14 protein-coding genes are annotated in these 12,898 nt (G+C 59.2%); 7 read left to right on the top strand and 7 right to left on the bottom strand.

What is annotated here, in order from left to right; genetic code table 11:
• Position 1: 1 nt before the first annotated feature.
• The gene (gene cls, locus CKW23_RS17925) at positions 2-1,441 is read right to left on the bottom strand and encodes a cardiolipin synthase (RefSeq protein WP_095068081.1); all 1,440 of its coding nucleotides are present in this window, start codon (positions 1,439-1,441) and stop codon (positions 2-4) included.
• A 158-nt stretch (positions 1,442-1,599) separates the two neighbouring features.
• Between cls and CKW23_RS17920 the strand changes: the two genes are divergently transcribed.
• Complete coding sequence (locus CKW23_RS17920) at positions 1,600-2,121, top strand: DUF3617 domain-containing protein (RefSeq protein ID WP_025262591.1); 522 nt, start codon at positions 1,600-1,602, stop codon at positions 2,119-2,121.
• Between the two features lie 186 nt (positions 2,122-2,307).
• Positions 2,308-3,537, top strand: coding sequence for an N-acetylmuramoyl-L-alanine amidase (locus tag CKW23_RS17915; protein ID WP_025262590.1), 1,230 nt, complete (start codon positions 2,308-2,310; stop codon positions 3,535-3,537).
• 6 nt (positions 3,538-3,543) lie between these two features.
• On the opposite strand, the gene CKW23_RS17910 is transcribed toward CKW23_RS17915, so the two are convergent.
• Positions 3,544-3,936, bottom strand: a complete 393-nt coding sequence (locus tag CKW23_RS17910) for a glutamine synthetase (RefSeq protein ID WP_095068080.1) — start codon at positions 3,934-3,936, stop codon at positions 3,544-3,546.
• Positions 3,937-4,089: 153 nt separating this feature from the next.
• On the opposite strand from CKW23_RS17910, the gene zigA reads away from it, so the two are divergent.
• Entirely contained in the window at positions 4,090-5,298 is a 1,209-nt protein-coding gene (gene zigA / locus CKW23_RS17905; protein WP_095068079.1) for a zinc metallochaperone GTPase ZigA, read from the top strand.
• A complete protein-coding gene (locus tag CKW23_RS17900) occupies positions 5,298-5,948 on the top strand; it encodes a DUF1826 domain-containing protein (RefSeq protein ID WP_095068078.1) in 651 nt (216 codons plus the stop codon). Before zigA ends, CKW23_RS17900 begins: the two co-directional genes overlap by 1 nt.
• On the opposite strand, the gene CKW23_RS17895 is transcribed toward CKW23_RS17900, so the two are convergent.
• Positions 5,945-6,319 carry an NADH:ubiquinone oxidoreductase gene (locus CKW23_RS17895; protein ID WP_095068077.1) on the bottom strand — a complete coding sequence of 125 codons (375 nt, stop codon included), beginning with the start codon at positions 6,317-6,319 and terminating at the stop codon, positions 5,945-5,947. The genes CKW23_RS17900 and CKW23_RS17895 overlap by 4 nt on opposite strands.
• A 54-nt stretch (positions 6,320-6,373) precedes the next feature.
• On the opposite strand from CKW23_RS17895, the gene CKW23_RS17890 reads away from it, so the two are divergent.
• Positions 6,374-7,348, top strand: coding sequence for a GTP-binding protein (locus CKW23_RS17890; RefSeq protein ID WP_095068076.1), 975 nt, complete (start codon positions 6,374-6,376; stop codon positions 7,346-7,348).
• Here CKW23_RS17890 and CKW23_RS17885 read toward each other — a convergent pair.
• Positions 7,330-7,722, bottom strand: coding sequence for a DUF3301 domain-containing protein (locus CKW23_RS17885; protein ID WP_025262584.1), 393 nt, complete (start codon positions 7,720-7,722; stop codon positions 7,330-7,332). The two genes, CKW23_RS17890 and CKW23_RS17885, sit on opposite strands and share 19 nt — an antisense overlap.
• A gap of 114 nt (positions 7,723-7,836) precedes the next feature.
• Here CKW23_RS17885 and pdxY point away from each other — a divergent pair, with 114 nt between their 5' ends.
• Positions 7,837-8,703: a pyridoxal kinase PdxY gene (gene pdxY / locus CKW23_RS17880; RefSeq protein ID WP_025262583.1), complete on the top strand. Its 867-nt coding sequence runs from the start codon at positions 7,837-7,839 to the stop codon at positions 8,701-8,703.
• Positions 8,704-8,757: 54 nt separating this feature from the next.
• Here the strand turns inward: pdxY and CKW23_RS17875 are convergent, their stop codons facing one another.
• Positions 8,758-9,243 carry an acyl-CoA thioesterase gene (locus CKW23_RS17875; protein WP_025262582.1) on the bottom strand — a complete coding sequence of 162 codons (486 nt, stop codon included), beginning with the start codon at positions 9,241-9,243 and terminating at the stop codon, positions 8,758-8,760.
• Positions 9,244-9,552: 309 nt separating this feature from the next.
• Here CKW23_RS17875 and CKW23_RS17870 point away from each other — a divergent pair, with 309 nt between their 5' ends.
• Entirely contained in the window at positions 9,553-11,319 is a 1,767-nt protein-coding gene (locus tag CKW23_RS17870; protein WP_025262581.1) for a cation:proton antiporter, read from the top strand.
• A 28-nt stretch (positions 11,320-11,347) separates the two neighbouring features.
• On the opposite strand, the gene CKW23_RS17865 is transcribed toward CKW23_RS17870, so the two are convergent.
• Complete coding sequence (locus CKW23_RS17865) at positions 11,348-11,755, bottom strand: SMI1/KNR4 family protein (protein ID WP_025262580.1); 408 nt, start codon at positions 11,753-11,755, stop codon at positions 11,348-11,350.
• Between the two features lie 227 nt (positions 11,756-11,982).
• Positions 11,983-12,825, bottom strand: a complete 843-nt coding sequence (locus tag CKW23_RS17860; protein ID WP_095068075.1) for a Tim44 domain-containing protein — start codon at positions 12,823-12,825, stop codon at positions 11,983-11,985.
• Positions 12,826-12,898: the final 73 nt, after the last annotated feature.

Genomic DNA, 12,898 nt, shown 5'->3' with positions numbered 1-12,898 from the left:
GCTAAAGGATTGGCGAGATCAACCTGGCCACGCGCATGCCCAACTGGTGCAGGTGGCGTGTTTCGCGGCTTTCCTCAAGGGAGATCTCGTGGCTCAGGTTGAAGTCGTCCGTCAGCATGGCTTCAACCTCACGAGCGAAATTCGTATCGACCGTCAGCAGCATCAGCTCGAAATTCAGCCGGAACGAACGGTTGTCGAGGTTGGCGCTGCCGATGGCGGTGATTTCGTTATCCACCAACACCACTTTCTGATGCAGGAAGCCCGGCTTGTAGCGGAACACCCGCACGCCAGCCCGCACGGCATCGAAGGCGAAGAGGGTGGAGGCGGCGTACACCACGTAATGATCGGGACGCGACGGCAGCAGCAGCCTGACATCGACACCGCGCAACACCGCCAGATGCAAGGCTGCCGTCACGGCTTCGTCGGGGATGAAATAAGGGCTGGTGATCCATACACGCTCGGTTGCCGCGTGGATGGCTTCGACAAAGAACAGCGAACAGGTTTCCTGCGCATCAGCCGGGCCGCTGGCCAGCAATTGGCACAGCACGCCCTGTTCGGGAAAGGATTCAGGGAGGTTCATGGGGGGTAATTCACGGGTGGCCCAGAACCAGTCTTCGGCGAATGACTCTTGCAGGCAGGCCACCACCGGGCCGATCACCTGCACATGAGTATCGCGCCAGGGTGAGAGTGGCGGCTTGAGGCCCAGGTATTCATCACCGACGTTGTGCCCGCCCAGATAGCCTTTCAGCCCATCGACCACGACTATCTTGCGGTGGTTGCGGAAGTTGATCTGGAAGCGATTGAGCCAGCCGCCATGGGTGGCAAAGGCCTTGATCTGCACACTGCCTGCGCGCAGCTTTTCGCTGTAGGAAGCGGGCAGGGCATGGCTGCCTATCCGATCATAGAGCACGAAAATCGCCACACCCTCGGCGGCCTTTTTCAGCAGCAGGGTTTGCAGACGGCGGCCGAGTTCGTCGTCATGAATGATGAAAAACTGTACGAGGATCGTCTGCCGGGCCTGCTCGATGGCGGCGAACATGGCATCGAAACTGGCCTGGCCATTGATCAGCAATTTGACTTCGTTATTGGCCAGAGCCGGCATGCGCCCAAGTTTGGGCATAGCGCGCAGCGAGGCATAAGCGTCCGAACGCCGTGCGGCCACGGCCTCCTCGATCCAGGGCCGCCAATTCAGGTTGGTGATAGCGTTGCGCATTTCGCTGTTGGCGTCACGGCGGGCCTTGATATAGGCATCGAACGAACTGCGTCCGAAGACCAGATAAGGGATCAGGGTGAAGTAAGGAATGAAGAACAGCGGCATCGCCCAGGCAATCGCGCCTTGCGCGGTGCGCACGGTCAGCAATGCATGGATGGCGGCAACTGCGCCCACCAGATGAATGAACGCCAGGACGTAGCCGAAGAAGTACGGGCTATGGAAATCCATACGTAAACAATGCTCCTCACTTTTGCGCCTATAACAGACCACAGCCGCTCGGGATTGTCGCTATTTTAATCGCGGTGCAACTGGTCAACGCTTCTGTCGTCTAAGATGCGTCGGCCCGCTCAGGCTTGTCTGGGCAATGTTCTTACGAGGATTTTTAAATGAACAAACGCGCGTTGGCGTTGATGTTTTGTCTGGCAGCCCCCGTGGCTCATGCACAGATGCTGCAACCGGGCTTGTGGGAGCTGACCTCCAGCAACATGCAAGTCGATGGTCAGGCGCTGCCGGATCTGCAACTGATGCTGGGCCAATTGAAGAACCTGCCGCCTGAGCAGCGCGCCATGATGGAACAGATGATGCAGAAGCAAGGCGTCACGCTGGGTGGGCAAGGCGTACGGTTCTGCCTGACCGAAGCACAGGTCAAGTCGGACGATATTCCCCTGACCGATCCTAAATCCGGCTGTTCGCAGAAGATCACTGCTCGCAACGGCCAGACCTGGAACTTCCAGTTCAGTTGTCCCAAGGCTCAAGGCACCGGGCAGGCACAGTTTCTCAGTAATCGCGAGTTCACCACCAAGGTGGTCGGCACCTTCAATGCTACCGGCCAGCAACAGAACGGCAGCATGGATACTCGTGCCGTCTGGCTAGGGCCGCAGTGCGGTGCAGTCGCTCCACGGAGCTGATGACGTTCCACGTGGAACATTTTTCTTTTCGGTCATGTACTTACTGCCCGTAATTAGAGGATTCTCGTCGGTGCCAATCTTCATGTAAGGCTTCAAGTTTCACTTGTAACATGGTGTTATGTTATTACTATTGTTGCGGTGATACTTCATGAGCCGGGATGCTCGCCTTGTTTCGTGAGACCTGCCATGCACCGACGTCAAATCCTGCTCAACATGCTTCTGGCCAGCGCTGCGCTGGCCTTGCCTTTTGGGGCCAGTGCCACGCAGATCCGCAATGCACGGCTATGGCGTAGCGATGACAAGCTGAGGCTGGTGCTCGACCTGAGCGGGCCAGTGCAATACAAGACATTCACCCTGGTTGCGCCTGACCGTTTGATCATCGATGTCAGTGGCTCTCGGCTGACCGGTGATTTCAGTCAACTGGCGCTGGATCGTACGGTGATCAAGTCGATCCGTTCCGGACATTACGGCCATTGCGACGACACGCGCATCGTGCTGGACCTCACTGCTCCTGTGCAGCTCAACAGCTTTCTGCTCGGGCCGGAAGGCGGGCAGGGCCATCGCCTGGTGCTGGACCTGAGTTCCACCGCCAGCGCGCCGGTGCAGATGGCTGCTGTCGCGCCGCCGCCTCCGGTTCAGGCCCAGGCCACGGATAAGGCTCACCCGAAGCGTGACATCATGGTGGTGGTCGATGCCGGGCATGGCGGCAAGGACCCTGGCGCTGTCGGTTCCCGAGGCGAGCGGGAGAAAGACGTTGTACTGTCCATCGCCCAATTGCTGGCCAAGCGTCTGAAGCGTGAAAAAGGCTTCGATGTGCGGCTGGTGCGCAACGATGACTTCTTTGTGCCTCTGCGCAAGCGCGTGGAGTTTGCCCACAAATCCAAGGCCGACATGTTTATCTCGGTGCATGCCGATGCTGCGCCGCGTCTCACGGCTTCCGGCGCTTCGGTGTTCGCTCTGTCCGAAGGCGGCGCGACATCGGCGACGGCGCGCTTCATGGCCCAGCGTGAAAACGGTGCCGACCTGCTGGGCGCTACTTCGCTGCTTAACCTCAAGGACAAGGACCCGATGCTGGCTGGCGTCATTCTCGACATGTCGATGAACGCCACCATCGCCGCCAGCCTACAACTGGGCCATACCGTACTGGGCAGTCTGGAAGGCATTACCACGCTGCATCAGAAGCGCGTGGAACAGGCCGGGTTCGCGGTGCTCAAGTCACCGGATGTGCCGTCGATCCTGGTGGAAACCGGTTTCATCTCCAACAGTCGCGACAGTCAGCGGTTGGTCACGGCGCGCCATCAGCAGGCCGTGGCCGACGGTTTGTTCGAAGGCTTGCAGCGTTACTTCCAGCGCAACCCGCCGCTGGATTCCCACATGGCCTGGGTTCAGGAACAGAAGAAACAGGCCCAGGCCTGATGCGGCTCAGTGGCAGCCACTCAGGCGGCTGCACGTGATCTTGCTGCGTGTGCCGTCGGAACTGGACACCCGGGTGATGGTGGTCCAGCCGACGCGCTGGATGGTGCCGATCCAGGCATCGCCGTTGGAGGCCAGGCCGGTGAAGAAGGTCAACTGATCGAACCGGCTGTTGGTCTGCGCCCAGCGCTTCTTGCCTATGACTTCATAGCCCCGCAAATACGTGGTCGAACCCGCTGTGGCAACGCTGTAGCCATTGCCTTGCGCATCGCTGCACGCCAGCAGGGTCGCGCTGCGGGTGCAGGTCGCCATATCCACGCTGGGTGGCCGCGGGCCTGCCGCCAGGGTTTGCGCGCTGATCAATATCAGTAACGTGAACAAGCCTTTTGAAATGTGTTTCACGCAGACGCCCTTTGTCGAACGGGTTGGCAATTTTGCATCGTTATACTATAACATTGTCGGGTGATTAGAGCTGGCTGCCAAGGTGTCGATAACAGACCCGGTGCAGCCTACATCAACAAGGTGCAAGCCTTGCAACCTGGCCCGAGAATCCTGATGTCGAATCGTTTGCCTGTTACCGTTCTGTCCGGTTTTCTTGGAGCCGGGAAAAGTACCCTTCTCAATCATGTGCTGCGCAATCGCGAGAATCTGCGGGTCGCCGTTATCGTCAACGATATGAGCGAGATCAACATCGATGGCGGCGAAGTCCAGCGCGATGTCAGCCTGAACCGGGCTGAAGAGAAGCTGATCGAGATGAGCAACGGCTGCATCTGCTGCACCTTGCGCGAAGACCTGCTCGAAGAAGTCAGCCGTCTGGCTCAGGATGGGCGCTTCGATTACCTGCTGATCGAATCCACGGGCATTTCCGAACCCCTGCCGGTGGCCGAAACCTTTACCTTCCGCGATGAAGCGGGCAATAGCCTGGCGGACATGGCGCGCCTGGACACCATGGTGACTGTGGTCGATGGCGTCAACTTCATGCTCGATTATCAGGCTTCCGAAAGCCTGGCGACCCGGGGTGAAACCCTGGGCGAAGACGATGACCGCTCGATTACCGACCTGCTGATCGAGCAGATCGAGTTTGCGGATGTGATCCTGCTCAGCAAGATCGACCTGATCAGCTCCAGCGAACGCGAAGAACTGATGGCCATCCTCAAGCGCCTCAATGCCCATGCCGAGATCGTGCCGATGGTCATGGGCCAGGTGCCGCTGTCGACCATCCTCAACACGGGCCGTTTCGACTTCGAGCGTGCCTCCCAGGCGCCTGGCTGGCTCAAGGAAATGCGCGGCGAGCATGTTCCTGAAACCGAGGAATACGGCATCGCTTCCACGGCCTACCGGGCGCGTCGGCCTTTCCATCCGGAGCGCTTCTTCAGCTTCATCGACCGGCCATGGACCAACGGCAAGTTGCTGCGCTCCAAGGGCTTCTTCTGGCTGGCGAGCAAATACAAGGATGCCGGCAGTTGGTCCCAGGCTGGCGGCCTGATGCGCCACGGCTTTGCGGGCCGCTGGTGGCGCTTCGTGAGTCGCGCACACTGGCCTCAGGATCAGGAGAACATTACGTCGATCATGGACAACTGGTCGCCTGAAACCGGTGATTGCCGCCAGGAACTGGTTTTCATCGGGCAAAACCTCGATTTCGCCCAGCTCACGGCTGAGCTGGATGCCTGCCTGCTCACCGATGACGAACTGGCCATGGGTGCGGAAAGCTGGCGCTTGCTGCCCGACCCGTTCGGCGACTGGCACGCCGAGGAGGCCGCCTGATGCTTGCTCCGGTCTTGAAGTTCCAGCCCCGCGCCCGTCAGGTGCAGGGCAATACCCCCGAAGTGCTGGGGCAGGTGCTGGAGGACGGCGTCAACCTGTCGGTCTGGCAGCGTCAGTTGCCTGCGCATATCGAGGACTTCGGCGCCTTGCTGTTGTCCTTGAACGAGCCGTTGGCGGAGTCCATGACCCTGGACGTGCAGGGCGGCGATGTCGAACCCAATCTGCAAGGTCTGGCCTCGGGCTATGCCGACCTGCAGGGTTATGACGGATTCATCGCGGACGTGGCGTGGCTGGTCAGCGCCTATGCGTGCCTGCTGGGCGCCGAGTGCGTCGGTCTGCGCCTGCGTGCGCTGGACAAGGCCATGTGCCCGCGCTTTCACGTCGATCATGTGCCGGTGCGGCTGGTCACTACTTATGCCGGGATCGGCAGCCAGTGGCTCAAGGAAAACGCCATTGACCGCAAGCAACTTGGCAGCCCTGAAGCGGAACCGCAGGACCCTGATCGAATCCAGCAGATCGATTGCGGCGCAGTGGCCTTGCTCAAGGGCGAGCGCTGGAGCGGTAACGAAGGGCTGGGACTGGTGCATCGTTCGCCGCAACTGGAGCGCAACGAGCGTCGCCTGATTCTGACGCTGGACTGGCTGGCTTAATCAGGCGTCAGCCATTTACCTTTGCTTTGCCCCTCGCAAAACGGCTTGAGGTAAAGCGCGTCGCTGGCGATGCCGTAATAGTGGATATTCTCGTGATAGGGCATATTGGCGACCTGTGCGTTGCTGCAGATGCCAAAGGCGCCGGCCGGGCAGCTTTCCGAGAAGGTCACTTCTGTTTTCTGGCCTGCCAGCTGCGGTTTGCAGAAGCCGTCGCGAAAGAGGTCTTTCGGGATATTCAGGTTTTCCTGACAGACTTTGACGTCTAACCTCTCAGCCTGGCTGTGCACCAGACACGCCTGGGCCCATACCTTGCCGGATGTCATTGCCAGCAGCATCAACGCCAATCGAACGGGCAGCCCCAGGGCTCGCATTGTCAGCTTTCCTTCATCATTGTTTGCAAACGACACTCTCAGAAGCGACTCCAGATGCTGCAGAACATCCCGACCCATGTGATCGGTGGCCCGCTGGGCGCCGGCAAGACCAGCCTGATCAAGCACCTGCTGAGCCAGAAACCGGCCGATGAGCGCTGGGCGGTGCTGATCAACGAGTTCGGCCAGATCGGTCTGGATGCTGCGCTCCTGAGCGTGGACGCCGATGGTATCGCACTTGGCGAAGTGGCTGGCGGCTGCCTGTGTTGCGTCAACGGCGTGCCGTTTCAGATCGGTCTTGGGCGACTGCTGCGCAAGGCGCGGCCCGACCGATTGTTCATCGAGCCTTCAGGCCTTGGTCACCCGCTGCAACTCATGGCCCAGTTGCGACAGGCACCCTGGCTGGGCGTGCTCAGTGTTCAGCCTGGCGTGATGGTGCTGGACGCCATCGGCATGGCGGCAGGCCAGTCGCTACCGGCCACTCAGCAGAACGCGCTGGCGGAGGCGGGGCTGGTGGTGATGAACAAGGCACAGACTGTCGACCAAGCGTCTCGTCAGCGGCTGGTCGAGGCATTGCCGGAACATTCGCTGGTCTGGGTCGAGCAAGGGCAGCTCGAATTGGCTCACTTGCCGGGCTTTGCGCAGCTAAGTGCTGTGGATAACCGCGCTGTGGATAACCTCGTTCTGCCCCGAAGTCTCGGGCCACTGCCTGCCGTGTGGACTGATCCGAAGGAGCCGATCTGCCTGAGTCAGGAGAGTGCGGAGGGCTGGAGTATCGGTTGGCGCTGGCATCCTTCCCGGCAATTTGACCTGGAGAAGCTGACCCAGTGGCTGGAAAGCCTCGCCTGGCGGCGTGCGAAGATGGTTATCCACAGCCCCGAAGGCTGGTTTTCAGCCAATGGGCTGGAGGGCTCGCGCCTTGAATGGCAAGGCAGCGAGTGGCGTCAGGATTCGCGTCTGGAACTGATCTTCCAGACACCACAGGACAGCGCAACGCTAAAGGCGCAATTGGCTCACTGCTTGCGTTGCTGATGAGTCTCGCGCCACTTGTTCATTTCGATGATTTCGGCGCTAGGTGGTGGCGTTTTAATTTCAAACGGGTAGGGTGCGAGTTCGATCTGCGCCGAATGGGCACCGAACATGGTGATAGTGCCCGGATGACGCTGTTCGCCGGTAACCGTGAACTCGAAGCCATAGATGCGTGCCAGACGCCTGTGGCCTTGCGCATCGCGGACAAAGGCCAGGCGGCGCAGGGCGACATTGCCGTCCAGCAGTTCCAGATCGAGTCGGGCGCAATGCTGTTTGACGCGCTCCAGCGCCCGCTCGCGCAGACCGTGGGCATGCCACAACCAGGCTGCCGCACTTGCGAACAGCATCAGCACGAAAATGTTTCCCAGGGTCAGCATGGCAGAGTGCTCCTACGCAGGAGTCTTCAGCTTAACTGCCCAAAGTGATTTACAGCCATACTGCGCGACTTAAATTTCTTATTACTGCATTTGCATCGTGTTCAGGATCTTCCCATGAAACGTACACCCCACTTGCTCGCCATTCAGTCTCACGTGGTATTCGGCCACGCAGGCAATGGCGCAGCGGTGTTCCCCATGCAGCGTATCGGGGTCAATGTCTGGCCGCTCAACACGGTCCAGTTCTCCAACCACACCCAATACAAGCAATGGGCCGGCGAAGTGCTGGCTCCGCAGCAGATCCCGGCACTGATCGAAGGTATTGCGGCGATTGGTGAGTTGGGTAACTGCGATGCCGTGCTTTCCGGTTACTTGGGCAGCGCGGCGCAGGGGCGGGCGATTCTGACGGGTGTGGCGCGTATCAAGTCGGCCAACCCCAAGGCGCTGTACTTGTGCGACCCGGTGATGGGGCATCCCGAGAAAGGTTGCATCGTCCCGGCTGAGGTCAGCGATTTCCTGCTGGAAGAAGCGGCGGCAGTGGCGGACTTCATGTGCCCGAACCAGCTGGAACTGGACAGCTTTTCCGGTCGCAAGCCTGAATCCCTGCTCGATTGCCTGGCCATGGCCCGAGCGTTGCTGGCACGAGGTCCCAAGGCTGTGGTGGTCAAACACCTGGATTACCCCGGCAAGGCGGCCGACGGTTTTGAAATGCTGCTGGTGACCGCCGATGCCAGTTGGCACTTGCGCCGTCCGCTGCTGGCCTTTCCGCGTCAGCCGGTGGGCGTGGGTGATCTGACGTCCGGGTTGTTCCTGGCGCGTGTATTGTTGGGGGACGATCTGGTCGCTGCTTTCGAGTTCACGGCTGCGGCGGTGCATGAAGTGCTGCTGGAAACCCAGGCCTGTGGCAGCTATGAGCTGGAGCTGGTACGGGCGCAGGACCGGATTGCCCATCCGCGGGTGCGGTTTGAGGCGGTACGGTTGTAATGTTTTCGCGAATGAATTCGCTCCTACCGATCGAATTCATTCGCGAACAACGTATTACAGGGATTCTTCCTTGATTTCCTGATAACGCTTTTCCAGCTCCTGGCGAATCTGGCGGCGTTGCTGGGCCTGGATGAAGCGGCGTTTGCCTTCAGCCGTTTCAGGCTCCAGCGGCGGGACGCTGGCTGGCTTGCGGTTGTCGTCCACCGCGACCATGGTGAAGAAGCAACTGTTGCTGTGGCGCACCGAGCGCTCGCGGATGTTCTCGGTCACGACCTTGATCCCGACCTCCATCGAAGTATTGCCGGTGTAGTTCACCGAGGCCAGGAAGGTCACCAGCTCACCGACGTGAACCGGCTCGCGGAAAATCACCTGGTCCACGGACAGCGTCACCACATAGCGACCGGCATACCGGCTGGCGCAGGCGTAAGCGACTTCATCCAGGTACTTGAGCAACGTACCGCCATGCACATTGCCAGAGAAGTTGGCCATGTCCGGGGTCATCAATACAGTCATCGACAGCTGGGCGTTTCCGGGTTCCATAGCGTACTCACACGGTCAAGGTCATCATGAGTGGCGCCTTATGCTGGCGCTCACGAGGGTGGTTCAACTACCTGCAACAGACAGTTATCGGGACGCTGGCGGAGTGAATGCCGTCACGCTTGAGGTCTATCTGTTTCCATATATTGCACCGGCTTTCTCTCGACGGGTGCAGTGTTACTCTCCCAAAACCCGTGGATCGGGTTTTTTCTTACGCTTTTAGTAGCGTTTTATTGATGCAACTTCCGACTTTTCAGCTTCGCTGGCTATTCGGGAGCTTCAGGCATCATTTATCAATAAGGAGCCACACCCATGCATGCCGTCAATTTTATCCAGGATTTGGCAGTGATCATGCTGGTGGCGGGTGTGGTGACCATTCTCTTCCATCGCCTCAAGCAGCCGGTGGTGCTGGGCTATATCGTTGCAGGCTTCATCATTGGTCCGCATACGCCGCCAGTCGGGCTGATCCATGACGAAGACACCATCAAGACCCTCGCAGAGCTTGGGGTGATCTTCCTGATGTTCTGCCTGGGGCTGGAGTTCAGCCTGCGCAAGCTGTTCAAGGTCGGAGCCACGGCGTTCATCGCGGCCTTTCTCGAAATTGCCCTGATGATCTGGATCGGCTACGAAATCGGCCAGTTCTTTGGCTGGAAAACCATGGACTCGCTGTTCCTGGGCGCAATCCTGGCGATTTCCTCGACCACCATCATCGTCAAGGCGCTCAATGACCTGAAGATGAAGAACCAGCACTTTGCCCAGCTGATTTTCGGGGTGCTGATCGTCGAAGACATTCTGGGTATCGGCATCATAGCCCTGCTGTCGGGGATCGCGGTCAGTGGCTCGGTGAGTTCCGGTGAGGTCTTTTCCACGGTCGGTAAACTGTCCTTGTTCATGATCGTGGCTCTGGTAATCGGCATTCTGCTGGTGCCGCGACTGCTGTCTTACGTCGCGAAGTTTGAAAGCAACGAAATGCTGCTGGTGACTGTGCTGGGCCTGTGTTTCGGTTTCTGCCTGCTGGTGGTGAAGCTGGAATACAGCATGGTGCTGGGTGCATTCCTGATTGGCGCGATCATGGCCGAATCTCGCCAGTTGGTGAAGATTGAGCGGCTTATCGAGCCCATTCGTGACATGTTCAGCGCCATCTTCTTCGTCGCCATTGGCTTGATGATCGACCCGAAAGTCCTTCTGGAATATGCCTGGCCCATCGCGCTGATTACCGTCGCCGTTGTACTGGGCAAGATGCTGTCCTGCGGGCTCGGGGCATTCATTGCCGGTAACGATGGGCGTACCTCGCTGCGCGTCGGCATGGGGCTTTCACAGATTGGCGAGTTTTCCTTCATCATCGCGGCGCTGGGCATGACCTTGCAGGTCACCAGCGATTTTCTCTACCCCGTGGCGGTGGCGGTTTCGGCCATTACCACGCTGCTGACTCCCTACCTGATTCGCGCTGCCGACCCGCTGTCGCTGCAACTGGCGTCCATCGTGCCCCGTCGCGTGGCGCGGGTGTTCAACATGTACGGCGAATGGCTGCGCAGCATCCAGCCTCAAGGGCAGGGCGCTGTGCTGGCGTCGATGATCCGGCGGATACTGCTGCAAGTCGGGGTCAACCTGGCGCTGGTGATAGCGATCTTCTTCAGCGGTGGCTATTTCGCCGGGCGTATCGGCGCTTACATGAGTGAGTGGGTCAGCGATGTGGGTCAGCAGAAGGCCTGGATCTGCGGGGCAGCATTACTGCTGTCGCTACCTTTCCTGATTGCGGCGTACCGCAAGCTCAAGGCGCTGTCGATGCTGTTGGCGGAGATGGGCGTGAAGCCTGAAATGGCCGGGAGGCATACCGTGCGGGTCCGCAAGGTGGTGGCTGAGGTGATTCCGCTGCTGTCGCTGGTGGTGATCTTCATTCTGCTGGCCGCTCTGTCGGCGAGCATTCTGCCGACAAGCGAGTTGTTACTGGTGATCGTGCTGATTGCGGCGGTGGTTGCAGCATTGCTGTGGCGCTGGTTCATCCGCGTGCATACGCGGATGCAGATTGCCCTGCTGGAAACCCTGGGCAACAACAATCAGGAGTCGTCCGGGCATTGAGCCCGGCGATACCTGTGTGTGGGGTGTCTCAGCTTTCCAGCCAGACGTCCCGTGCCCAGTGCCAGACAGATTCCCAGTTCTCTTCGGTCACCAACTCTTCTTCGCCGGACCACAGCACGACGGTGCCATCTTCTTCGACGCAGTAATAGTCATCGCCGTCCTGACAGATAGGGATCAGTTCACGAGGCACACCCAAGTCCCACGCAGTTGCGGCGACATCCGGCAGATAGGTGTGTGACTGAGGATCGGTAACGGTGACTGGCTCAAGGCTGCCATACACGACGTCGCTGACGGTCAGAAGAAATTCTTTGAAGACGTAAGGGATATTGATAAACAGCTGTTCCTCGATCTCGACGAGTTGGTCCTCGTCAGGCAGTTCGAGGGGAACCGGAACCGGCTCGTTTTGTTCACGCAATTGTTCGATGACTTCTTCCACGACATGGGTCCTCTAAGCTTGATGGCGCGGGTTATACAGTAGCCTAAAGCTTTTCTCAAAATAACTACCCGATCGGATAGGCTCTGTACGAAAAATCCTGGTCTGCCTGCTTTCAATTCGCATCAAGCGTCGGACCTTTCAGACTTGCATTTGTTAGCTGCAGGCGAACAAAAATAAAAAACCCCGGAACAAGTCCGGGGTTATGTGCTGCTGGATGTGCCTGGGGATCAGCCGTTCTGGCGAATACCGGCAACCAGCCAGGGTTGGTTGTCGCCCTGGGCGCGTTCCATGTTCCAGCTTTCGCTGAACACTTCGCCCTGGTCAAAGCGCGAAGTCTTGGAGACGCCGGAGAAGGTCAGGGTCGCGATGGTTTTGTCAGCGCGATCATCCACACCTTCCAGCTGGACGCTCAGGTTGTCGATGTAGGTCGACTGGAAACCGTCGCCCAGATCGGCACGTTCCTTTTTCAGGAATTGCAGCATCTGTGGCGTCACGAACTCGGCGATCTTGTCCATTTCGTTCGCATCCCAGTGCTGCTGCAGCGACTGGAAGTGGCTGCGGGCGGCTTCCAGGAAGCGCTCTTCGTTGAACCAGGCCGGAGCGTTGATGACCGGAGCCGCAGGAGCTGACGACGCGCCACCGAAGATCGAGTTTTGCGCGGGCTGGCTGGTTTCACGCTGGTAAGGAGCACCGGCACCGGCCATTTTCGGCTGTTGCTGCTGACGACGACGCGCAATGAAGCGGAAGATCAGGAAGGCGATAAGGCCCATGATCAGGATGTCGAAGATCTGCAGGCCGTTGAAGCCGTCACCCATGAACATTGCAGCCAGCAGGCCACCGGCAGCGATACCGGCCAATGGGCCCAACCAGCGTGAAGCGCCACTGGCAGCGGCAGCCGGACGACCGGCAGCGTTAGGAGCAGCAGCCGGAGTGGCTGGAGCGGCCTGGCGTGCCTGGTGCGACGGTGCCGAGCCCATGCTCTTGCCACCACCAAAACGTGCGGCGTTCACATCCAGACTCATGGTGAGCCCGATGCACAGCGCCAGAGCCATGCTTAGAAAACGTTGCATAAGGGTATTCCCGTTGTATGAATGCATGCGCGCCATGTTGCACAGGAGGGCAGTCGATGGCTAGTGCGTTAAT

The sequence above is a fragment of the Pseudomonas sp. Irchel 3A18 genome (assembly GCF_900187465.1).
GTDB classification, from domain to species: domain Bacteria; phylum Pseudomonadota; class Gammaproteobacteria; order Pseudomonadales; family Pseudomonadaceae; genus Aquipseudomonas; species Aquipseudomonas cichorii.
The sequence above is the reverse complement of the archived record's forward strand: the minus strand, read 5'-3'. Positions and strand labels throughout refer to the sequence as shown.